The sequence below is a fragment of the Agrobacterium rosae genome, assembly GCF_002915175.1.
Taxonomy (GTDB): domain Bacteria; phylum Pseudomonadota; class Alphaproteobacteria; order Rhizobiales; family Rhizobiaceae; genus Agrobacterium; species Agrobacterium rosae.
The window spans coordinates 77,746-100,633 of the sequence record NZ_NXEJ01000005.1 but is presented as its reverse complement, the minus strand read 5'-3'; the positions used below and the strand labels follow the sequence as shown (position 1 = coordinate 100,633).

Annotated in this window: 21 protein-coding genes; 11 read left to right on the top strand and 10 right to left on the bottom strand. The window is 55.1% G+C overall.

Translation table 11 applies throughout. The features are described 5' to 3' along the window. Positions 1 to 6: 6 nt before the first annotated feature. Positions 7 to 957: a polysaccharide pyruvyl transferase family protein gene (locus CPJ18_RS10425; protein WP_103658069.1), complete on the top strand. Its 951-nt coding sequence runs from the start codon at positions 7 to 9 to the stop codon at positions 955 to 957. A gap of 22 nt (positions 958 to 979) precedes the next feature. Here CPJ18_RS10425 and CPJ18_RS10420 read toward each other — a convergent pair whose 3' ends face one another. Together CPJ18_RS10420 and CPJ18_RS10415 are read right to left on the bottom strand one after the other, a co-directional pair. After that, positions 980 to 1,975 carry a glycosyltransferase family 2 protein gene (locus CPJ18_RS10420; protein WP_103658067.1) on the bottom strand — a complete coding sequence of 332 codons (996 nt, stop codon included), beginning with the start codon at positions 1,973 to 1,975 and terminating at the stop codon, positions 980 to 982. A 119-nt stretch (positions 1,976 to 2,094) separates the two neighbouring features. Next, positions 2,095 to 2,385 carry an exopolysaccharide production repressor protein gene (locus CPJ18_RS10415; RefSeq protein ID WP_103658065.1) on the bottom strand — a complete coding sequence of 97 codons (291 nt, stop codon included), beginning with the start codon at positions 2,383 to 2,385 and terminating at the stop codon, positions 2,095 to 2,097. 387 nt (positions 2,386 to 2,772) lie between these two features. Here CPJ18_RS10415 and CPJ18_RS10410 point away from each other — a divergent pair, with 387 nt between their 5' ends. Beyond that, a complete protein-coding gene (locus CPJ18_RS10410) occupies positions 2,773 to 3,048 on the top strand; it encodes a DUF6074 family protein (RefSeq protein ID WP_342352421.1) in 276 nt (91 codons plus the stop codon). A 47-nt stretch (positions 3,049 to 3,095) separates the two neighbouring features. Here the strand turns inward: CPJ18_RS10410 and CPJ18_RS10405 are convergent, their stop codons facing one another. Then, a complete protein-coding gene (locus CPJ18_RS10405) occupies positions 3,096 to 4,127 on the bottom strand; it encodes a LacI family DNA-binding transcriptional regulator (RefSeq protein ID WP_103658063.1) in 1,032 nt (343 codons plus the stop codon). Positions 4,128 to 4,287: 160 nt separating this feature from the next. Here CPJ18_RS10405 and CPJ18_RS10400 point away from each other — a divergent pair, with 160 nt between their 5' ends. The 3 genes from CPJ18_RS10400 (at position 4,288) to CPJ18_RS10390 (ending at position 7,884) form a co-directional block, all read left to right on the top strand. Continuing rightward, a complete protein-coding gene (locus CPJ18_RS10400; RefSeq protein ID WP_103658061.1) occupies positions 4,288 to 5,814 on the top strand; it encodes a sugar ABC transporter ATP-binding protein in 1,527 nt (508 codons plus the stop codon). A gap of 47 nt (positions 5,815 to 5,861) precedes the next feature. After that, positions 5,862 to 6,869: an ABC transporter permease gene (locus tag CPJ18_RS10395; RefSeq protein WP_103658059.1), complete on the top strand. Its 1,008-nt coding sequence runs from the start codon at positions 5,862 to 5,864 to the stop codon at positions 6,867 to 6,869. A gap of 67 nt (positions 6,870 to 6,936) precedes the next feature. Beyond that, positions 6,937 to 7,884, top strand: a complete 948-nt coding sequence (locus CPJ18_RS10390) for a substrate-binding domain-containing protein (protein ID WP_103658057.1) — start codon at positions 6,937 to 6,939, stop codon at positions 7,882 to 7,884. 56 nt (positions 7,885 to 7,940) lie between these two features. On the opposite strand, the gene CPJ18_RS10385 is transcribed toward CPJ18_RS10390, so the two are convergent. From CPJ18_RS10385 to CPJ18_RS10375, 3 genes are all read right to left on the bottom strand, one after another. Beyond that, positions 7,941 to 9,194 carry an NAD(P)/FAD-dependent oxidoreductase gene (locus tag CPJ18_RS10385; protein WP_103658055.1) on the bottom strand — a complete coding sequence of 418 codons (1,254 nt, stop codon included), beginning with the start codon at positions 9,192 to 9,194 and terminating at the stop codon, positions 7,941 to 7,943. 86 nt (positions 9,195 to 9,280) lie between these two features. Beyond that, positions 9,281 to 10,846, bottom strand: coding sequence for a glycosyltransferase family 39 protein (locus CPJ18_RS10380; protein ID WP_103658053.1), 1,566 nt, complete (start codon positions 10,844 to 10,846; stop codon positions 9,281 to 9,283). Positions 10,847 to 11,018: 172 nt separating this feature from the next. Further along, a complete protein-coding gene (locus CPJ18_RS10375; RefSeq protein WP_103658051.1) occupies positions 11,019 to 13,307 on the bottom strand; it encodes an NADP-dependent malic enzyme in 2,289 nt (762 codons plus the stop codon). Between the two features lie 310 nt (positions 13,308 to 13,617). Between CPJ18_RS10375 and CPJ18_RS10370 the strand changes: the two genes are divergently transcribed. The 3 genes from CPJ18_RS10370 to CPJ18_RS10360 all read left to right on the top strand — a co-directional run bounded on the left by CPJ18_RS10370 (position 13,618) and on the right by CPJ18_RS10360 (position 16,379). After that, on the top strand, positions 13,618 to 15,048 hold the full coding sequence (locus CPJ18_RS10370; RefSeq protein ID WP_103658272.1) for a mannose-1-phosphate guanylyltransferase/mannose-6-phosphate isomerase: 1,431 nt from the start codon (positions 13,618 to 13,620) through the stop codon (positions 15,046 to 15,048). 313 nt (positions 15,049 to 15,361) lie between these two features. After that, positions 15,362 to 15,892 (top strand): DUF992 domain-containing protein, encoded by a 531-nt coding sequence (locus tag CPJ18_RS10365; protein WP_077103384.1) that lies wholly within the window; start codon positions 15,362 to 15,364, stop codon positions 15,890 to 15,892. 97 nt (positions 15,893 to 15,989) lie between these two features. After that, positions 15,990 to 16,379: a c-type cytochrome gene (locus tag CPJ18_RS10360; RefSeq protein WP_421424846.1), complete on the top strand. Its 390-nt coding sequence runs from the start codon at positions 15,990 to 15,992 to the stop codon at positions 16,377 to 16,379. A gap of 1 nt (position 16,380) precedes the next feature. Here the strand turns inward: CPJ18_RS10360 and recX are convergent, their stop codons facing one another. From recX to CPJ18_RS10340, 4 genes are all read right to left on the bottom strand, one after another. Then, a complete protein-coding gene (gene recX / locus CPJ18_RS10355) occupies positions 16,381 to 16,920 on the bottom strand; it encodes a recombination regulator RecX (protein ID WP_407026466.1) in 540 nt (179 codons plus the stop codon). Between the two features lie 96 nt (positions 16,921 to 17,016). Further along, positions 17,017 to 18,240, bottom strand: a complete 1,224-nt coding sequence (locus CPJ18_RS10350; protein ID WP_103658268.1) for an adenylate/guanylate cyclase domain-containing protein — start codon at positions 18,238 to 18,240, stop codon at positions 17,017 to 17,019. Between the two features lie 161 nt (positions 18,241 to 18,401). Beyond that, positions 18,402 to 18,632, bottom strand: a complete 231-nt coding sequence (locus CPJ18_RS10345) for a helix-turn-helix domain-containing protein (RefSeq protein WP_077103390.1) — start codon at positions 18,630 to 18,632, stop codon at positions 18,402 to 18,404. A 222-nt stretch (positions 18,633 to 18,854) separates the two neighbouring features. Then, positions 18,855 to 19,748 (bottom strand): helix-turn-helix domain-containing protein, encoded by an 894-nt coding sequence (locus CPJ18_RS10340; RefSeq protein WP_167397876.1) that lies wholly within the window; start codon positions 19,746 to 19,748, stop codon positions 18,855 to 18,857. An 84-nt stretch (positions 19,749 to 19,832) separates the two neighbouring features. Between CPJ18_RS10340 and CPJ18_RS10335 the strand changes: the two genes are divergently transcribed. From CPJ18_RS10335 to CPJ18_RS10325, 3 genes are all read left to right on the top strand, one after another. Next, positions 19,833 to 21,107, top strand: a complete 1,275-nt coding sequence (locus CPJ18_RS10335) for an ABC transporter substrate-binding protein (protein ID WP_103658047.1) — start codon at positions 19,833 to 19,835, stop codon at positions 21,105 to 21,107. A 78-nt stretch (positions 21,108 to 21,185) separates the two neighbouring features. Next, the gene (locus CPJ18_RS10330) at positions 21,186 to 22,046 is read left to right on the top strand and encodes a carbohydrate ABC transporter permease (RefSeq protein WP_103658045.1); all 861 of its coding nucleotides are present in this window, start codon (positions 21,186 to 21,188) and stop codon (positions 22,044 to 22,046) included. Beyond that, positions 22,043 to 22,879: a carbohydrate ABC transporter permease gene (locus CPJ18_RS10325; protein ID WP_103658044.1), complete on the top strand. Its 837-nt coding sequence runs from the start codon at positions 22,043 to 22,045 to the stop codon at positions 22,877 to 22,879. Before CPJ18_RS10330 ends, CPJ18_RS10325 begins: the two co-directional genes overlap by 4 nt. The last annotated feature ends 9 nt before the right edge of the window (positions 22,880 to 22,888 follow it).

The following is a 22,888-nucleotide window of genomic DNA, read 5'->3' as shown; positions in this document are numbered from 1 at the left end:
TAGTCCATGAAACCATATCACTGGGAATCGCATCACGGTAATTTCGGCGACGACCTCAATCTTTGGCTTTGGGATTTTCTGTTGCCGGGCCTGCGCGACGTTCACCCTGATGTCCTGCTGGTCGGTGTCGGCACCGTTCTCAACGATGTTCTTTTTCCGCCCACCCAGCGCAAGCTGATCATCGGCAGCGGCTATGGCTATGGAGCAGTCCCGGATATTTCCAACAAGGAGCTTTGGGACATCCGCTGCGTGCGTGGTGAGATGACGGCTGGCAAGCTCGGCCTGCCTGCAGAGATGGGCATAATCGACCCTGCCGTCATGGTCACCGACATGCCGGACTTCAAAAATCTGCCGAAGCTGCATAAGAAGACTTTCGTTCCGCATTGGGAATCGGCTGAATTCGGCATGTGGGAGACCGTCTGCGAGCCAGCTGGGCTAACCTATCTCGATCCACGCGGTGAAGCGAAGTCGGTTATAAAGCACATCGCGCAATCGGAGTTTATCGTCGCTGAATCGATGCATGGTGCCATTCTTGCCGATGCCTTCCGGGTGCCATGGGTGGCAGTCAGCACGTCTACTTCCATCAACAGCTTCAAGTGGAGCGATTGGGCGGGTAGCGTCGGCGTGAAGTACGAGCCGCGTTACATTCCGGTTTCGACCCGTGCGGAAGCGGCCAAGAAGGGCTCCAAATTCTGGGGCATGAGCTTTCCACCACCACCGCCAGCGGAAATTGTCGAACACACGACATCTCATCATGACGGTGAGTTGCTGGTTCGACCGCAGCAGGAACAACTCTCCTTGAAAAAACTGGCAAAGCAGGTGCTGGCGGCACCATCGACATTGGCTCTATGGCAGGCTAGCCGTGCCGAGCCGCGTCTGAGCCCCAATGGTCGTTTGGAAGAGCGCAAAGAGCGTTTCCAGGCTGTGCTGGAAACGATCAAGAAAGACTATTTCTAACGACAAACAAACGCCGCTCGGCTCAAGAGTTGAGCGGCGTTGCTCTCAGCAGATAGCGAATATCTGCGACCTGTTGCGGCTTTTTGCGAAAACGCGCCGTCTTATCGCGCCATAGACCCTGCGCAATGGCCGGAGTAGCCGCCACGCGGTTCAAGGTATGCGATAAAGCCCCACCAAGACCGCCCTTTGCCTTAGCATCTAGAAAATCGCGGAGCTCGAATTTCTCGCGAATGTGGCGCTCATGCTCTTGGAGAACGGCCTTCTCATGTGGTTTCAGAGAGTAATCCGCTAAAATTTTACGGTCGGCTTCGTAGAGTTGGCGCAAATCTTCCGTCCGGTGACGACCGCTGAGCGAGTCGCCTCTCACGATGGCACCATAACCGCAATTGCGGATGACCTTGTAGCGCGCGCCGCAGGCCAGTGCCCTCACATAAAGCTCGTAGTCTTCGCCCAATCTCAATGCTTCGTCATAGCGCAAGCCATGCGCCTGCAGAAACGACCGGCGGATGACGGGTTTCAGAAAGCCTGTTTCACCACGCTCGACACCGCGTTTGGAAATATTGCCTTCCACGAATTCGGCCAGTTTGAGGAAATGCGTCTCCGGTGCAAACCGGTCTGGCACCATCGATGATGCGCCAGCTACGGATTGCTGAATGAACGCGATATTATCGGCTACCAAATCCCAGTCGTCATCTTCCAGCATGGCGGCAAAGCGGCCTGCGAAAAAGAAATCGTCGGCATCGAGAATACTGACGAGCGGGGCAGACGAGATGGCAATAGCGTGATTGCGCGCGGCTGATGGGCCGCGATTGACGTCGAACCGCTCCACTTTCAGACGCCCGGTTTCATCGTCGCAGGATTGCGCTATGGTCGCTGTCGCGTCCGTTGATCCATCGTCAATGACGACCACTTCTGCAACTTCAGGCTCAGCAAGCGCTGATTTGATAGCTGTCGCGATCGTATCAGAAGCGTTTTTTGCGGCAATAATCACGCAAATGGATTGCGAATCTCCAGTCATGACAAATCCCTGCTTGTTGCGTCGCTATTGTTTCGACGCAGAAAATGTCAGGGATAAGGACGTGACAGGATTATTTCGCACCTGCGAGAAATCCGGGTGAAGCCCGATTGCAGTGCAAACTAGAAGTCGCTGAGCTTAGGGCTGTGCGGCGACACAACAGAAATGGTTTCCGTCACCGACTTCTCCGGTGTCGGAGCAACGTCTTTCTGGAAGCTAAGCGTAGCGCGCATCTGACGTTTTTCTTTTGCAACAAGAACAAGCACGCCTATAAAATATCCAACTTGTATAATGACAAGACAGATCAGCGTTTGAATAAAGCTTGTATAGAAAGAGCCATAGATAAAATATGTCGCGATGGCGAACACCAGCAAGGCACACATCATGCTGATGAAAACACGCGGGGCGTACATATCTTTCTCCTCCGCTAAGCATTGTCCCTCTGTAGAGAAATGCATCTTTATGGCTTTCTTTTGTTGGGTTTATATTACGAAACGAATACCGGTTCAACACAGTTATACTTTCCTTAGACCGGTCAGCGTGAAATTTCGGTAATTTTTAATGGTAAAATTTGCCCAAATTTTCGTTATTTGATCCATCCGCCCGCATTTCTCTCCTGTGACCTTATCGTAAGGTTAAGGAGATGTTCTCTCTCGCTTCTTCGCCAAGCTTCAGTTCAACGTAAAGGCGAAGGATTTGACGGTGATTCCTGCACAACCAACGGCTTTCTGCCGCTTCTGTAGACTTCGTTAACCATGCGCCCGCTAAAGATAGGTGGTTGATTCCCGAAGCAGTAAGGTGTGCGTGTGACAGAGCGTTCAGAAGTAATTGCGTTTCCCGCTAAAAACCGTGTCGCAGACATAAAGCGGTGTGTTCAGATGCTTGAGGAGCTTCACGGCGAAGAAGCGAACCGCTTCTGGCGCGACGAGTGCAGGGCGCTCGCCAAGCATCTCACCAATCTTGGCTATGATGATTCTTCTATGCGGCACGAAGTCATGGCGTTTCAAGGTGCCGTTCAGGCTGAGCTATGGGCTGCCTGCCAACAGGACGAACCCGCGCGGCGTGACGCGTACTAATATAAAGGCTGGTGTCAGGGTCGAGATGACCCGCCATCCACCATCCGTTATTTGTGGGTGAACCTTTTGTTCGGCGCGCCAACGGAATTGCGGACGATAAGATCCGGTGTCAGCAAGATCTCGGGGTGGTCCGGTTGCTGGCCTCCGAGAAGATCAAGAAGCAGTGCCATCGCGTGTTTGCCGATGGATGTTCTCGGTTGGCGAATGGTCGTCAAAGCAGGGGACATGAACACCGCCTGCGGAATATCGTCAAACCCGGTTACTGAGAAATCCCTGGGGATGTCATAGCCGCGTGCCGTCAGCCCGATCATGACACCGATTGCCGTCTGGTCGTTCACGCACATGAATGCCGTTGGCAGCGTATCACGCATGAACAGCTGTTCGATGGCCAACCGACCGCTTTCCAGCGTTCCATCACCTTCGATGATCATGGCAGGCGCAGGTGTGAGGCCAGCGGCGAGCATGCCTTCGTCATAGCCTTTTCTACGTCTGTTGTAAGCGAGACGAACACGGGAATCGCCGATGAAGGCGATGCGTTGATGCCCTTCGGCAATCAACATATCGACGATTTTGCGCGCACCCGCGGTGTCGTCCACTCCCACATAGGGAATGCCACCGTTATAAATCGGCTCAAAAACGCCAACACTTGGCGGTAACCGCGCCGTCATGGCCTGATGCCCGAAGGGCAAAATTCCGGTGAAAAGGATCAGCCCGGCGGCCTGGTTGGAATTGAGGAATTTCAGATATTCCAACCCGCGCTGCGCGTCATTCTGTGTATGGCCGATCAATATGCCATAGCCATGTGAGCGCGCCTCGTTTTCGAGGCCAACGAGAATATTGGAAAAATTGGGATCGCCAATATCAGGTGCGACGACGAGAATCATGTTGGAGCGACCAAGCCGAAGGCTGCGCGCCATGGCATTGGTTGTATAACCGGTAACGGCAATGGCCTGATTAACCTTCAGACGTGTTGAATTCGCCACCTTTTCGGGATTGTGGATTGCTCGCGAGACGGTCGCGATCGAAACCTCGGCAATTCGGGCAACGTCTTCTATTGTGGCAGCTGAAGGAATGGACAAGGAAGGCCTCGGATATGTGCGCGTCCGGACACTACACAGACCTGCTGACGCGTCAAATACGATCACGCAAATCTGTTAATTCAGCCGAATGTAAACCTTTACATAAATCGTGTAAAGGTTTACATCAACAGCAGGCGTAGGGAGACGTCTGGAGGAAATCATGGATACGGACATTGCTGACGACAGCGCCACAGTGCTGTCGGCGCGTCGGGTTTCTAAATCATTCAACGGCGTCCAAGTGCTGTTTAGCATTAATTTCGACCTGAAAGCTGGCGAGATTCATGCTTTGATGGGCGAGAACGGTGCCGGTAAATCGACGCTCGTCAAAGTTCTCTCAGGTTTCGAACAGCCGAGCTCGGGCGAAATCCTTCTGGATGGCAAGCCGGTGACGCTTCCACCGAACGGTGCCGCTGAAGCGCTCGGCATTGTCATCATCCATCAAGAATTCAATCTCGCAGAACATCTGACCGTGACCGAAAGCCTGTATCTAGGCCGGGAGATCACCCGTTTTGGTATGCTGGACCGCAAAGCGATGCGGTCCGAGACGCGGCGCGTTCTCGATGTTCTCGGCTGTCATGTCGATGAAAATGCCCTGATCGGGACGTTATCCATTGCTGAAAAGCAGATGGTCGAGATTGCCAAGGCCATCAGCCGGGATGCGCGCATCGTTTTCATGGACGAGCCAACCGCGGTTCTATCTCGTGAGGAAACGAATTATCTTTTCCAGCAAGTGCGCAAATTGCGCGATAAGGGCACCAGCTTCGTCTTCGTGTCGCACAAGCTGGATGAGGTCATGGAGTTGACCGACCGCGTCACCGTTTTGCGTGATGGTCACTGGGTCAAGACCGCACCAACCTCTCTGCTTGATGGCGAGGCTATCGCCCAGCTTATGGTGGGGCGAGAGCTTTCCAGCCTTTACCCCGCCAAGCGCGAACCCGATGTGGACGAAGCAACTGTTTTAAAGGTCAGCAACCTCTCGACCCGCTATGTGCAGGATGCGAGTTTTGAGCTTCGCAGAGGCGAAATCATCGGCTTTTCCGGTCTGATCGGCTCCGGTCGCACCGAACTTGCCGAAGCGATCGTCGGTCTGCGCGGCCGTTCGTCTGGCGAGGTCGAGGTCAATGGGACAGTGTTGCCGCCCCACGATCTGCATGCATCGATAGATGCCGGTCTTGCCTATATGACCAAGGACCGTAAATCCAAAGGCTTGCTTTTGAGTGCGGGCATGGGGTTGAACCTCACGCTGCAGTCGCTGGAGCGACATGGCAAGTTTGGCTATCTCAGTGCATCGAGTGAAGCGAGGTCGCTGGAACGAGCACGTCGCCGGTTCGACATTCGCGTGCGTGATGGCAGTGTGGTCGTCGGGCGTATGTCGGGTGGCAATCAACAGAAGCTGCTGCTTGCCAAGGTCATGGAAACCGAACCAAAAATCATCATCATCGATGAGCCGACGCGTGGCATCGATGTGGGGACGAAACAGCAGATTTATCATTTTATTTCGGCATTGGCGCGCGATGGGCATTCGGTCATCGTCGTCTCATCCGAAATGCAAGAAGTCATCGGGCTGTGCACCCGTGTGGCGGTGATGCGCGAAGGGCGCCTCGTCGGCATGCTGGAAGGCGACGAAATCAATGAGCGGGAAATCATGCGTTATGCGGCTGGACTAAAAACAAAAACGGCAGCGTAGCGTCGGTCAAACGACCGGTATGACAGGGCGGGAGGTCTGTTTTGGGTATGAGTGTGAGTGAAGACAGCAAAGAAAAGAAGGCCGGAAGGTCGCTGCGCGATATCGATCTGCGTGCCGTTGCGCCATTTGTCGCCCTGTTTCTGCTGCTGATCGTCGGGGCTATGGTCAATCCCAACTTCATCAGCATCAATAATCTGGCAAACGTTGCCACGCGAAGCGCGTTTATCGCTATCATCGCTGTCGGCGCGACCTTCGTCATTTCGGCAGGCGATCTCGATCTGTCCGTAGGCTCGATGGTTGCGTTTGTTGCAAGCCTGATGATCCTGCTGATGAATTCCGGTATGGTGGCCGATCCGTTGCTCATGCTGGTTCTTGCGGTGGTCTTCACGTTGGTTGCGGGTTCTCTCTGTGGGCTAGCAAATGGCTTGATCACCACCGTTGGCAAGATCGAACCGTTCATCGCCACGCTCGGTACGATGGGTGTGTACCGCGGACTGACGACATGGCTGTCTCAAGGCGGTGCGATTACGGTTCGGGAGCCGCAATTGCAGACCCTGTATCGCCCCGTCTATTTCGGGTCGTTCCTGGGCATGCCGATACCGATCCTTGTCATTCTGGGTGTGACATGTGTGGCGGCGTTTATTTTATACCGCACCCGTTATGGACGCCATGTCACCGCCGTCGGCTCCAACCGCGACGTTGCCAAATATTCGGGCGTCGCCGTCAACCGCGTTCGCACCATCGCCTTCGTTATTCAGGGTCTATGCGTTGCCATAGCTGTGTTGCTGTACGTGCCACGTCTCGGCTCTACATCCGCCACGACCGGCATGATGTGGGAATTGCAGGCTATCACAGCCGTTGTGGTGGGTGGCACAGCGCTGAAAGGCGGGGCAGGGCGTGTGTGGGGAACTATCTGCGGCGCGTTTATTCTGGAACTCGTCGGCAACATCATGCTGCTGTCGAACTTCATCAGTGAATATCTGATCGGCGCGATCCAGGGCGCGATCATCATCATTGCCATGCTGGTTCAGCGGTCGCTGATGCGCCGTTCATAAAGTTACCGGGTTAAGGGGTCGCCCGGGCAAGGACATCGAGACCTTTATTTGTGTGGGAGGAAAACACATGCGGAAAAGACTATTGGGAGTGACTGTCGCGCTTTTGGCGATAGCGGTTGGAGCGCAAGCACAAGACAAGAAGGTAACGATCGGCGTCTCAATTCCAGCGGCAGATCATGGCTGGACTTCCGGCGTCGTCTATCACGCCGAGCGCGTGGCAAAGCTGCTGATGAAAGAACACCCCGGCCTCAACGTTATCGTCAAGACATCGCCGGATGCGGCAACCCAGGCCAATGCGGTGCAGGATCTGGAAACACAGGGCATCGACGCCTTGGTCATTCTTCCATCCGACCCGGACCCTCTGGTCAATGCCATCAAGGAAGTGAAGGGCAACGGTAAATTCGTCGCTCTTGTCGACCGTGCGCCTAGCGTCAATGACGACAGCGTTCGCGATCTCTACGTTGCCGGTAACAACCCGGCGCTGGGTGAAGTCGCTGGCAAGTACATCGCCGACACGACGCCGGAAGCGCAGGTCGTCGTCATTCGCGGCCTGCCGATCCCTATCGATCAGCAGCGTCAGGATGGTTTCGATAAGGGCATTGCCGGTTCCAAGGTGAAGGTTCTCGACCGCCAGTTCGGCAACTGGAACCGCGATGATGCCTTCAAGGTGATGCAGGATTATCTGACCAAATATCCGAAGATCGATGTTGTCTGGTGCCAGGACGATGACATGGCCGTTGGCGTTCTTCAGGCCATCGAGCAGGCGAAGCGCACCGATATCAAATACGTAATCGGTGGTGCCGGCTCCAAGGACATGATCAAGAAGGTCATGGACGGCGACAAGATGATCCCGGTCGATGTGCTTTATCCGCCAGCGATGGTCGCAACCGCCATGCAACTGACAGCGGCGAACTTCTACGATCAGGTTCCTGTGCGCGGTACCTACATTCTGGATGCGACACTGGTGACCAAGGACAATGCGGAAGGTTTCTACTTCCCTGATTCACCGTTCTGATACGCAAAATCGTGATGAAGGCCCGCTTGAGAGAGCGGGCCTTTTTTTGTTTGGCATCAGGAAAAGCGGTTGGCCCTGAAGGGATCGACCGAAATTGCCGTCTCTGCGCCGCTCACCAATTCAGTGACGAGCCTTGCGGTTGCGGCCGATTGCGTCAGTCCCAGATGCCCGTGGCCGAAAGCGTAGATCACGGACTGACTCGCCCGCGATGGACCGATCACCGGCAGGCAATCCGGCATGGACGGACGAAAGCCCATCCACTGCGTGCCACCTTCGGTTTTCAGGCCTGGCAGGAATTGAGCCGCCTTTTTCAGCATGACCTCGGAGCGCCGGAAATTTGGCGGCAGATCAAGGCCTGCCAGTTCCACCGCACCGCCAACGCGAATGCCGGAGGACAATGGCGTCACGACGAAAGCGTGATCGTTGAAATAGAGCTGTCGCGTCAGGTCGAAGGAACCGACCTGCAGCGTCGTATTGTAACCGCGCTCGGTTTCCAGAGGCGTCGCGTCGCCCAGTGATGCCGCCAGCGTCTTGGACCAAGCACCACAGGCAATCACGACCTTATCGGCGGTGATTTTCTCGCCAGTTTTCAAGGAAACGATTGTGCTTTCGCCAACCGTCTCTACGCGTACCGCCTCACCTTTGCGCAAGCTCGCACCGCGCGCGATGACGAGATCGGCAATCGCCCGCGTGAACTCGTAGGGATCACCGACCTGCAGGCCACCGGGTGTGAACATTGCATGTTGGAAACGCGGCGCAAGACCCGGCTGCAAGCGTTCTATCTCGTCGCGACCGACGCGGGAGAAGGTGAAACCGGCGCGTTCCTTCTCGTCCCAGTCCCGGCGGGCAGCGTCAAAGCTTTCCCGCGTATCGTAAAGATCAAGCGTTCCGGTGTTGGTAATGTAATGCGCCAGCTCGGGCATGGCAGCGACGTGCTGGATTTCGCTGGCGGCAAGCCACATCATGTTTTTCTGGACTTCGAGACCATGCTGGAACTTGCGAGGCGAACTCGCCTGCCAGAAACGCCATAGCCAGGGGGCGATCTTCAAGGCGTATGACGGTGGCACACTCAGCGGACCTACAGGGTCGATCAACCACTTCGGCGCCTTCTTCATGATGCCGGGGGCGGGGATGGGAATGATTTCAGGGAAGGCAAGAATGCCGGCATTGCCAGAACTTGCTCCGCGCGCAATCTCACCACGCTCCAGAAGCGTAACCGTCTTGCCAGCATTTTGAAGATACAAGGCCGTCATCACGCCGATAATGCCGGTACCGATAACCAGCACTTCGCATTTTTCTGAAGGGTTCATCGAAAATATCCCAAGGTTTGATGCGCACCGATAGCATGTTTAAATACAAACTGTCGACAAGATTGACTGCTTAGGTCCAGCTTGATTTACTGCTCTATGTCGGCTGGTCTGACGATGGCGTAACTGATGCGAAGCACTTTCCCCTTCACCGGATAATACATCGGAATATCCAGCGTGGATCGCTGCACGGTCTTCAGATTCACTTTCATCTGTCCCTCCAGCCATTCCGTCAACAAGGGGACCTCGTTGTCATCGCCGGTCCAGACCATGAGGGCCGGATGCTCATCGGACACGGTAAAAGGTGGGTCGTAATCATCGTAGATATTGGTGGCGACAGGGACGTCTTGAAACAGGAACCGAAGGTTTCCGCCGGTCGGCCAATTTGGTGTGATGATAACGGAGGGTGAAAGTTTCTCGACCTCAACGACATGGCGGTAATAAGCCTGCCAGTTGTCATTCGAATTCGATGTCCGGCCAAGGGCCGCCATGAGCGGATGCGAGACGAGCAGGGCGACCGGCACCAGCACCATCGTGATGAGGGGAATTGGCAAAAAACGCGCGACGAAGCGTGCCGTGTCGGCAAGGTACCGTTCGAGGTAAAGAGCGGCAAGGATGGGAGCTGGAAGGAGCAGCGGCAGCAGCCATCTGTCCCGCAACTCCGTCATCGTCGCCATGACGATAACGAGTGCCATCAGCACCGTGATCGCGATGAAATAGTGGAGGAAAAAGCGGAACCAGACGCTCTGCGGCGTTTGCGGCCGTTTCTCTTCACGGTGGGCCGCCAGCCAGAGCAGGAGGGCAGGTACTGCGAAGATGATGAGGGAGCCGGTGACGAAGCGACCCAGCCCCCGCGCCACTTGCAGCAAACGGGTGTCGGGTGCGTCTTCGGCCATTCGTTGCAACGTCACTTCGGACGCAAAACGGAGATTGTCGATCAGCCAGAACAGGTGAGGCAGGAAAATGATGAAGCTGACAAGGATCGTCAGCAGGAAGCGTCGATCCAGTATCCTTTCGCGGCCCTGCGGGTGCAGCCACACAGCCAGCAGCAATGCCGGCAGAGCAAGGGCGAAATTGTACTTGGATAACATTCCCAAGCCTGTGACGACGCCGACCAGAAGGTAGCCAGTCAAAGTTGGACGCTGGATCAGCCTGATGCTGCAATAGAGCAATGCAGCAAAGGTCAGCATCAGCATCGCGGTATGGGTTAGATCGCGCTGCGCCTGCCAGAATACCTGTGGAATGACGAAAAGCGCCATCGTGGCCACAACGACAAAGCGTTTGTTTTCCAGCACAAGTTCAGCTGTCTTTATGAAGACCGCGAATGTCAGAAAGAGTATCAGGTTCTTGGCGAAAGCGATGGCCAACATCGAGGTGCCGAAAACGGCAAAAACTGCCTGCTGATACCAGTTGTAAAGGGGCGGTTGGGCATCATAACCGAGCGCCAGCCATTGAGCGAACAGCACCTGCTGCGCCTCGTCGATGCGCAAAGCGGGTGGTGCAAGTTCGCGCAGGACGATCTGCAAAAGAAAGTAGGCACCGAACAGCACGATCACTGCGTTCGGACTGTCGGCCAGACGCAGCGACAACCTTTTGAACGTTCCCATAGTCTTTCCGTGCAGCGATGACCCTGCCTGCTGTCGCGATATATCCATGCTCCATCCGTCCCGCTGCCAAGCGGCAGAATCGATTACTACCCACCTTATCGCGGTGACAAAACGGAACTATGTGGCCGAACCATGGAGTGGGGTCGGGCATTCACAACTATCTTCGTGGCGTGTCTATCGGGTACCGCAGGATGACGCCCCATCACGGGGCGTCAGGTCGTCACTGTCCAGAATTATACGCGGCGATTGCGGCCATGTTGACGATATCACTGTCTTTTGCGCCCATGGACGTGATCTGCACGGATTTATCCAAACCGACGAGAAGCGGACCGATAACTGTTGCGCCGCCCAGTTCCTGCAGCATCTTCGTCGAGATGGACGCCGAATGGATGGCAGGCATGACCAGCACATTGGCCGCACCCGAGAGACGGGTAAACGGATACTGGCTCTGCATCTTCTGGTGATTGAGAGCGACGTCTGCCGCCATTTCACCATCCACCTCAAAGTTCACATTGCGCTTGTCGAGAATGCGAACGGCTTCGCGAACCTTTTCCGACCGCTCACCCAGCGGATGTCCGAAGGTAGAATAGGCCAGCATGGCAACGCGCGGCTCGTAGCCGAAGCGACGAGCCAAACCGGCTGCCTCAACCGCAATATCGGCCAGATCTTCGGCTGAAGGCATGTCATGAACGGCGGTATCGGCAACAAAAACCGTGCGGTTACGGGAGACGACAAGCGACACGCCGATAACGCGATGGCCCGGCTTGGTGTTGATGCAGCGGCGCACATCTTCCAGCGCGGTGGAATAGTTTCGGGTCGTACCCGTAACCATCGCGTCGGCATCGCCCATCGCCACCATGCAGGCGGCAAAATGGTTGCGGTCGTTATGAACAAGGCGCTGCACGTCGCGCAGCAGGAAGCCCTGGCGTTGCAGGCGCGCATAGAGATAGTCGATGTAGATCTCTACACGCTCCGACAGGCGAGCATTGGTGATCTTGATGTTGGGGCGGTCCAGGTCGATGCCAGCGCGTTCCGCATTGGCCCGGATGATGTCATCACGACCAAGCAGGATTGCAGTGCCCAGACCCTGTGCCGTGTAGGAAATGGCGGCGCGCATGACCTGCTCTTCTTCGGCCTCTGCGAAAACAACACGCTTGGGCGAACGGCGAACACGCTCGTAAAGACGCTGCGTCGTTGATGCCATCGGGTCGCGACGGGCGGAAAGCTCGTGCGCATATGCTTCCAGATCGGGCAGTTCGCGGCGCGCAACACCCGTTTCCATGGCGGCCTTTGCGACAGCGACCGGGATGGCCGCAATCAAGCGCGGATCGAAGGGGACTGGAATGATGTATTGCGGCCCGAAGCGAGGACGTACGCCCTGATAGGCAGCGGCGACATCGTCAGGAACATCTTCGCGTGCGAGATCAGCCAGAGCCTTGGCGGCGGCAATTTTCATCGCATCGTTGATCTGGCTGGCGCGAACATCCAGTGCACCGCGGAAGATATAAGGGAAGCCGAGAACGTTGTTGACCTGATTTGGGTAGTCGGAGCGTCCGGTCGCCATGATGGCGTCGTCGCGAATGCGCGCCACCTCTTCTGGCGTAATTTCCGGATCAGGATTTGCCATGGCGAAAATAATCGGCTTCGGTGCCATGGAACGGATCATCTCTTCGCTGAACGCGCCCTTCTGGGAAAGACCGAAGACGACATCCGCGCCCTTCATCGCCTCGACCAGCGTGCGGTTGTCGGTCTTCACCGCGTGAGCCGATTTCCACTGGTTCATGCCCTCGGTGCGACCCTGATAGATGATGCCTTTTGTGTCGCACAGCGTGATGTTGGCAGGGTTGAAGCCCATGGCCTTGATGAGGTCCATGCAGGCGATGGCGGCAGCGCCGGCACCATTGCAAACCAGTTTCGTCGTTTTGAAGTCACGACCCGTCAGCGCGATGGCGTTGATAAGGCCAGCCGCCGCGATGATGGCGGTGCCATGCTGGTCATCATGGAAAACCGGGATATCCATGAGTTCGCGCAGGCGGCTTTCGATGATGAAACATTCCGGTGCCTTGATGTCTTCCAGATTGATGCCACCGAAGGACGGGCCGAGATAACGCACGCAGTTGATGAATTCGTCCGCATCTTCCGTATCGACTTCCAGATCGATGGAATCCACGTCGGCAAAGCGCTTGAAGAGAACCGACTTGCCTTCCATGACAGGCTTGGACGCGAGCGCGCCGAGATTGCCGAGACCCAAAATGGCGGTGCCATTGGAGATGACCGCGACCATGTTGCCACGGGTGGTGTAGTCATAGGCCGTATCCGGGTTTTCGGCGATTGCCTTGACGGGAACGGCGACGCCCGGAGAATAGGCCAGCGACAGGTCGCGCTGGGTCGCCATGGGCTTGGTTGGTGTGATCTCGAGTTTGCCGGGTCGTCCCTGGGAGTGGAAGTCCAATGCTTCCTGATCTGTAACCGATGTCTTGCCGGTTGCGGATTTCACTTTTTCTGGCATGGCCCACCCCTTCTCGTTTGTTATAAATTCGTGGTGGTAGTTATTGTATTTTCTGGAAGGCTGCCAAGCGTTGAGTGCCGTTCGGTGCAATAAATCCAAGGATACATAGGGGTCGCGAACACTTCAATCGATTAACCGAGCTCAAATTTCGGAACCCTCGGCCTGTATCACCGTTGGTCAACGGGCTCGCGGACACACAATCGATGGATTCGATGCAGCAATTGGTTGTGTTGACCTTGGCATTCATGCTCGCACATGGTTTGCTGGCGGCCTTTAAAGCGTGATGAGTTGGAATTTGAAAGGTGAATACGTGAACGCACAGACAAGAAAGATTATCCCTGTACTTTTGGCAGGCGGGGCGGGATCAAGATTGTGGCCTGTCTCACGCGATCAATTGCCGAAGCAGTTTCAGCCGCTGGTGGGAAGCCTTTCCACCTATCAGCAGACTTTGCAGCGTGTCAGCGATGAAACACTTTACGGCGAACCGCTGGTCATAACCAACGAGGATTTTCGCTTCTTCGCCCGCAGACAGGCAGAAGAAGTCGACGTGTCCGCGACCGTCGTTCTGGAACCTGCACGCCGTGACAGCGCCGCCGCCATGGCCGCTGCCGCAGTGCTTGCGGAGCGGCGTGAACCGGGCTCGCTGGTTCTTGCGTTGGCCGCCGACCACGTCGTACTCGACAACGACAAGTTCTCCGAGGCCGTTAAACTGGGCGCAAGCGCGGCAGAGCAGGGCAATATCGTCGTGTTCGGCTTGACGCCCACGGAACCCCGCACGTCCTACGGATATATCAACCCCGGCCAGCCGATTGATGGTAATGAAGACCTTTGTGTCGTGGAAGCCTTCGTGGAAAAACCCGACGAAGAGACCGCCGTATCCTATGTCGAGAAGGGCTATCTCTGGAATTCCGGCAACTTCCTTTTTCGCTCCGATGTCATGATTGCCGAGCTTAAAGCGCACGTGCCGGAAATACTCGAAGCCGTGACCCGTTCAGTCGACGAGCATGAGACCGACTTGGGATTTGTTCGTCTGCACAAAGAAAGCTTCGAGGCATCGCCGAAGAACTCGATCGATTATGCTGTCATCGAAAACACGAAGCGCATGGCTGTCGTGCGTGGGCACTTTCGCTGGTCCGATATCGGTAGCTGGGATGCAATCTGGGAGATTGCGGACAAGCAGGAGAACGGCAACGCCGTCGAAGGGCAGGGAATATTCATCGATTCCGAGGGATGCCTGATCCATTCAAACAGCATTTTGACGACGGTCGTGGGCGCGAAGGATCTGGTCGTCGTGGCGACGAAAGACGCGGTTCTCGTTACGCCAAAGGATCGGGTGCAGAGCGTCAAAGGCTTGGTCGAGGCTTTGAAGGAAAGCGACCATTCTCGCAAAACGGAAATCCATAAACGAGCCTATCGCCCTTGGGGTCATATCGAGCAGACAGACTCTGGACCACGCTACCGCGTCAGCCATATCAAGGTAGAGCCCGGCCATAGAATATCGCTTCAGCAGCATTATCATCGCTCGGAACACTGGATCGTTGTACGCGGCACGGCGACGGTGACGATTGAAGATGAAACGCGTTTGTTGACGGAAAACGAGTCGGTCTACATTCCCGTAGGCAAGCCTCACCGCCTTGCCAATGAAGGGCAGATACCACTGGAGCTTATCGAAATCCAGACGGGCTCCTATTTTGGAGAAGACGACATCATTCGCTTGCAGGACGACTACAAGCGGGCCTGACGTGAAGGAGTGGTCTGGGCGTAGTGTTGTCCAGACCACTCGCTTTGATCAGGCGACGAGTTTTCGCCACGCACTCTCGATCAGGAGACAAACAGGCGAAGTGAGGTGGTAATTCGGTATGCAGATGCCACGCCCTAACTGCGCCTCAATACGCTCTTAGCCCATCAGTCAGTTCTTCACTCGAAGGCTCACCTTCGCTGATTTGACCTTCAAATGGATCGATTTTCCAGAACGAACGTTAAAGCAGCGCCATTCATAATCCGAAAAGGGCAAAGGGCTGCCGCGGGTCAAGAATCTAACAGGAGAAAACAAAATGAAAAAAGCTTTTGCCGTAACTTTCGCAGCGATGACTCTCGGCCTCGGCGGCACTGCCAGTGCAATTGCCGCAGATCTGGCGAGATCTCCCGAAGTTTATCAGGATCAGGACGACCGCAACGGCGTCAAGATCGGTTACCTGACATGTGATGTTGGTGGTGGCGTAGGCTACGTGATCGGTTCCTCCAAGGAGCTTGAATGCACGTTCCAGTCCACAGTTGGCGCACGCCGCACCGATCACTACAGCGGTGCGATCCGCAAGATGGGCGTAGACCTCGGCTTCACGACACAGGGTCGCGTACTCTGGGCAGTGTTCGCTCCAACTGCCGGTTACCACAAGGGTTCGCTTGGTGGCCTCTATCAGGGCGCGACAGCTGAAGCCACGGTTGGCCTGGGCGTCGGCGCAAACGTGCTGGTTGGCGGTACTGCCGGTTCCATTCAGCTTCAGACAATCAGCGTAGGCGGTCAGGTCGGCCTCAACCTTGCTGCAACAGGTACATCTGTGACGCTGAACCCGATCAACGGCTGATCGTCACTGCGGTCAATCTGACGCATGTAATGACACGCCCTCTTCGTCGTATGACGGGGAGGGCGTTTTGCTTTTCGCGTGAGGTATAGGTGTGTACATGGCAATGAGGTTGAGAATTTTGGCGGCTATGTGCCTGATCATATCCGCTTCGCCATCAATGGCGGAAGGTGATGCTGCGCGCGGCGAGCGGGCTTTCAGCAAATGTTCAGCTTGTCATAGCATTGACCACCCTCGCACCCGCTTGGGTCCCCACCTAATGGGTGTCGTAGGAAGACCCGCCGGTACGGTGCCCGAATACAAATACTCGGCAGCGATGACAGACGCCGGTGCCGGAGGTCTGATCTGGACGGAAGAGAAACTGCACGCGTTTCTGTACAGTCCAAAGAAGACCGTGCCCGGCACCTCCATGCGCTTTTTCGGGCTTTGGAGCGATAGCGAGATCGATGATTTGATTGCCTATCTCAAAACGGTAGCCGCGCCGCAATAATCTATAGCGGGTTTTGATCCAGAATCTCTTCTGCGTCCTCAAGGTTCATTTTATAGACCTTATTGGCAATCTCGAAACTGTATCCGTTGCGCGCGAAGGAAGAGATTTCCTTTTGCATGCGCTTTTCATCAGGCTCGTCGCGACGAAACGGTCCAAAACGGCGCTTTCGCGCCATGATCACAGCGGAATAAAGATCGTCCTTATCAACAAGTGCCTGCTCGGTAATATCCTTGCTGACACCTTTTATGCTCAGCTTCTGGGCGATCGCACGTCGTGATTTGCCGCTGCGAATAGCAGACCGCGTGGCGCTTTCAGCGTAGGCTACATCGTCAAGCGCTTTGATATCATAAGCGAACTTGACGGCCGCGTTGGCCAAAGCCTCGATTTGTTCTGAGGTGATATCCTCAAACTTCTGTTTTGCCTTGCGTGTGATCGCGTCGAACAGCTGCCGCTCGGTCATCATCCGCCGTTCGAGCCGGTAAATCGTCGAGTTGCGGACCCATGTCAGCATTCTTTTTGTGGGAGCATTCGCCGCTTCCATTTGGTCAGTCAACGCAATCAGTCCTTGTCGCGAATTTCCACATCACCCTTTTATCGCCTATCTAAGGCGCAACACGACAAGTGTAAAATCCGAAGCTTATGTTCGCAAGGCGTAGACGTTGATAGGATTTTCGAGGCCTCTAAGCGCATGCGCACCGACGCTTTCGAAATGCTCAGGCCCGCCTGCCATGTTTACGAACTTCTCGGACATCAGAACGGGGCGCAAGACCTGCTTGGTCAAGGTTTCCAGTCGCGATGCTATGTTGACGGCGGGGCCGATGACGGTGAAGTCCAGCCGGCTTTTCGAGCCGATATTGCCGTACATGACGTCGCCGACATGGACGCCTATTCCATAACCGAGTGGATCATGCCCGCGTTCGATATTGGCCTCGTTCAAAGCCTTGAGATGGATTTGCGCTTCTGCGATGGCCGCTAGAAGATTGGTGCAGGCATCGGGATTGCTCAACGGAAAAATTGCCAGCAGGCCATCGCCCATGAATTTCAGTATTTCACCGCCGAATTTTTCAATCGGCTCCGACATGGCGTCAAAGTAGCCGTTCAACAGTTCGATCACATCGTCTCTGGGCCAAAGGTCCGAAATATGGGTGAAATCGCGCAGGTCGCAGATGAGAATGGCCGCACCAACTGTCATGCCGCTGCCGCGGCGTGTCGCTCCATCTAAAATAGCCTGGCTCGCATGTGGTCCTACATAGGTTTCCAGTAGGGTGCGGGCTATGCGGTTTTTGAGGCGAATTTCTGAAACCAGGGATATTGCGGGAATGAGGCTTCGAAGCATCTCGATCTCCGCCTCGGTAAATCCACCGGGTCGATCGCTGCAGAATGTGACGACGTGGCGTTTGCCGAAAGTGTGCTTCAGCGGCCAAGCGCAATATTCCGTCAGGCCTTCAGCACGAAGATCCGTATAGATAGCGTGCTCAGGGGAAGTTGGCGGCGGAACATCAAGCCGATAGCGCAGTTCGGCGGCTCCTGAATGTATTTCGTAGATTGGACTATTGCGATATTCTGCTGTGTTTTCCGTGCCATAGGCATAGGTCGCGAACTCGGCTTCGGGTTTGCCCTTCAACCACAGAATTCTGGCACCGCGCCATTGCGGGTGCTCGACCATGAAATTCAACGATGCTCTGGCAACGGAAACGCCCGCCTCAGTCAGCCGTTGGCAAAGCTCGATGAAAATATTGTCGATGAAACGCTCATCATGGGTCTCCAGCACCAGCCAATTCAATATCTCATAAGGCTGGGACGGCCACGCGCTTTGCGATGAATGATGATTGGACAGGTCAGCGTGATGTGCTTCTGTCATGAGGTTCCCACAGGTCAGAGATGATGCGCCCTGCATGTGGTGGATTGTGAAAGCTTTTTGAAGGGGTAAGCCGAAACGTTTATTGTTTCGCCCGTCCTATCAAGAAACCAGTTTTCTTGGGCGACGGGCGAAAAAAGTCCTCGTTATCGAGGACGCATGGGTCAGACGATGTTGGAAATCGGGATTTGCAGCGCCGCTGCCACACGCTGAATGTGCGACGGATTGCTGTCCGTGCCGTTTTCAAGCGCTTCAATTTCCTGCGTCGTCAATCCGCAGGTAATAGCCAGTTGCTCGATCGTATAACCCGAGCTGGTTCTGGCCGCTGCGATCTTCTGCGCAAATGGCGTATGTGTCTGATCACTCGAATGGGGATGAGAAACGGATATTGTCATAATAATCTCCCTGGAATGGACATTCAATAGAACCGGGGTCCATCAGGTTCACCGGCATTTCATGCGACAACGTCGCATAAGGAGAGTTCATGTTGCAACGCAGCAGGAAAATAGCCATCTTTATGGCACTAGCAATAGTTAAATTTTGTTAAGGATTGACGAAGGCTTTTTCGGCATGTGCATGGTGCAGAAATATTATTTTAATTCAGCTACTTATATAGATTAAACGATGCTAATGCGCATGTCGCGACGAAAGTCAGAGGGCGACATTCCCGCCACCTGACGGAATGCCTTGTTGAAAGCACTAACAGAACCGAAGCCGCTCTCCAGGGCAACATGTAGAATATTGTCATTGTTCTCGATCAGCATTGCCTGCGCGCGCGACAGCCGCAACAGCGTCAGATATTTTATCAGTGTCATGCCTGTCGACTTCCGAAACAGGTTCATGGCATATTTCGGATGCAGGCTGGCCGAGCGGGCGATATCTGTCGCATCGATATCTTCCAGAAAATTTGCGGCGATGAAATCGCACATGCGAACGACGCTCAGTGAATGGGAGCCTTCGGTGTCGCTGACTTGGCTGTCAGGAGGTACAGAGGCCACCACCGAATAAGGTTCCAGAAATATCCGTTCCACCCGTAGCAGCAATTCCTCGACGGCGTTTTCTGACTTCTGCGCATCACCGGAGTTGACGTATCGAAACCAGCGGGAAAAATTTTCCTCGTCCGAGGTATCAGTCACCGATGTCAGCATGGTTGCGCCGCCCATCAACATGCTCGACACCGAAGCTGGCAACCGCATCCGAAAGAAATGGACGAGTGGAAGATGAGCCCCGGCATAGAATGAATCATCGGATGACTGGTCCATCTGATGGGCCTGCCCACCCCAGAACAGGCACATTTGCCCCGCCTCCAATCTCAGCGCGTGGTCACCCATACGGTAATGTACATGGCCGGAAATGACGTAGTTTACCTCCACCTGCGCGTGCCAGTGCGGCATGGGCATGACAGCAGGGTGGGTGCGAAAAAACTGGAGTTTGGTCGGAGAGCCTTCGATGGTGCTGGCACCCGGGTGATACACCGCCTTTTCAAGCACCTTACTTTCCGCCAAATCCATGTTCCCTTTTTACGAGACAGATTTCCTTGTGTCGCTAGTCTGCCCGTGTCGTTGGAGGACGGCAATTGAAAAGGGAGGTTTTCAATGGGTTTTAAATTTATCGGTGCTTCGGTGTCGCTCGCGCTTCTGGCTGCAACACCTGCGGCCGCGCAATCCACCACCATTACAATCTGGAGCTGGAACGTTGCAGCATCCGCTTTGAAGTCGACGCTTGAAGGCTTCAACAAGAAATATCCTGATATCAAGGTTGACGTTCAGGACTTGGGTAACAGTCAGGTTTACGACAAGTCGCTTGCGGCTTGTGCAGCTGGTGGGGAGGGCCTGCCGGACATCGTAACCGTTGAAAACTTTGAGGCTGAGGTTTTCTGGAACCGGTTCCCCGATTGCTTCACGGATGTGACAAAGCTTGGCTACACTCCTGAAAAACAGGCGCTTTTCCCGGATTTCAAACGCACTGAGCTGGAAGTGGATGGCGTTGCCTATGCGGTGCCGTGGGATTCCGGTCCAGTCGCCATGTTCTACCGCCGTGATTTCTACCAAAAGGCTGGTGTCGATCCGGCGACTATAAAGACCTGGGATGATTTCATTGCGGCTGGCAAGAAGGTGATGGAAGCCAACCCCGGCACCGTCATGACGCAAGCGGATTTCAACGGCGATAGCGAGTGGTTTCGCATGATCGCCAATGAGCAGGGATGTGGTTACTTTTCGACCGATGGCCAGAGTATAACCATCAACCAGCCAGCATGCGTTGCTACGCTCGAAAAGCTAAAGCAGATGAAAGATGCAGGCATTATCACCGCCGCGATCTGGGATGAGAAAATCCAGTCCAACACCTCTGGAAAGGTCGCAACGCAAATGTATGGCGGCTGGTTTGAGGGCACGGTTCGCTCAGGCTCTCCCGATCTCGCCGGGAAATGGGGCGTATATACCATGCCCAGCCTGACGGCGGATGGTCCCCATGCAGCCAATCTGGGTGGCTCTTCCCTCGCCATAAGTTCCGCTTCGCAGCACAAGGAAGCGGCATGGAAGTTCATCGACTATGCTCTTTTGACCAATGAGGGGCAGGTCACCATGCTGAAATCTTTCGGCCTTGTTCCATCACTGCTGACGGCAGACAAGGAACCGTTCGTGAAAGAACCGCAAGCCTATTGGGGCGGGCAGGCAGTCTGGTCGGACATACTGGCCACTTTGCCGAAGATCGTGCCGAGCCGTGGCACGGCATTCCAGTCCGATGCGGAAGGCATATACCGCGTCACGCAGACTAAGTACCTTGCGGGTGGATTCCCGGATGCCAAGGTAGCGCTGGATGATGCCGCCAAGCAGATCGAAACTGCAACAGGGGTTCCGATAGCAGAATAGTCTCCCAAGCCGACCGTTGCCGGGCGCTCTCATCGAGGGCGTCCGGCCCCCATCCCCTTCTGGCTTTGTGAGGTCGATATGCCTTTGCGCACCAGGGTCGCATATGCGTTTCTTGCCCCGTATCTTTTGATCTTCGCGACCTTCTGGCTGTGGCCGATCATCAGTTCATTTCTTTTGTCGTTCCAGAACACCCGCATCAATCCTTGGCGTTTTGCGCCGTCCATGAACTGGGGGCGTCTTGTCGGTGACCCGGCGTTCTATAACGCGCTTCAGAACACACTCGTCATTCTGGTCGTGCAGGTGCCTGTCATGATCGCGCTCGCCACGGTTATGGCGGTGCTGTTGAACTCACCCCTTCTGAAGGCTCGTCCACTGTTTCGCTTCGCATTCTTTGCGCCCGTCGTTGTCGGGGAAGTTGCTTATGCGGCGGTGTTTCGTTTGATGTTCAGCACCGATTTCGGCATCGTCAACAAGCTCATTACCTCGGTGGGACTGCCGCCCGTCGCTTGGTTCGACAATTCCACGGCGGCCATGGCGCTCATCATCATTGCTGTAACGTGGCGCTGGGCAGGTTATAACGCCATCATTATTCTAGCAGGTCTCCAATCCATTCCCGGCGATGTCTATGAGGCGGCGAGGCTGGACAATGTCAGCAGACGCCAGCAGTTTTTTCATATTACGCTGCCGCTGCTAAAGCCCATCATCATGTTCTGTGTCGTTTTGTCGGTTATCGGCACCATGCAACTGTTCACAGAACCATTCCTCATCACCAACAGGGGTGGCCCCGGTGGTGCGACCGAGACGCTCGGCATCTTCCTTTATCGCCAAGGCTTTACGTCGCTGAATTTCGGCTACGCGTCGGCCATCGCTTACACAATTGCAGCGCTTGCCGTCGTCATTTCGCTGTTCAATCTTTGGATCGGGAGGGAAGCGAAATGAGATCAAGGTCCAAATCCGCCCTGTGGCAGAAAATTGCGCTCCATGCTGCTTTGACGCCACTTGCCATCATCTGGCTGTTTCCCATCTGGATGATGTTCGTTTTCTCGACCATGCCTGACAACGGCATTTTCAGCCCTGATATCGAGCTGTTGCCATCGACGCATTTTCTTGAAAACTTTCGCAACCTTCAGGCCGACACCGATTTCCTGCGGGCCTTGTTCATTTCCATCGGCGTGGCTGTCATCTATACGGTGCTCTCAGTCATGCTGACATCCATGGCTGGCTGGGCCTTGGCACGTTACCGCTTTGCCGGGCGCTCTGTGGTGGTGGCAATCATTCTGGGCACGATCACCTTGCCCTATGCCGTCGTCGTCATTCCACAATTCATCATGGTGGCGCGTGAGTTCAAGCTCGCCAATAGCTGGGTCGCGCTCATCGTGCCGCCGCTGTTCAACTCCCTCGGCGTCCTCTTCATGCGGCAATCCTTCTCCATGATGCCGACCGAGCTTTTCGATGCCGCGCGTGTGGAAGGTGTCAAGGAATGGCAAATCTTCCTGCGCATCGCTTTGCCGTTGGCAAGGCCAACCATGGCCGCATTGTCTATCATTCTCTTCCTTGCGTCCTGGAACAACTATCTCTGGCCGCTGCTGATCAATTCCAAACCCGGCATGATGACGGCTCCGGTCGCACTCGGCACCTTGATCGGCCTCACCAAAGTCTCATGGGGCGGCATCATGTCGGGAGCCATGCTTCTGACCGCCCCAATTCTCGTCATTTTCGTGCTGTTGCAGCGCCATTTCATCGCCGGCATTTCCGCCGGTGCCGTCAAGTAATCCGGGAGG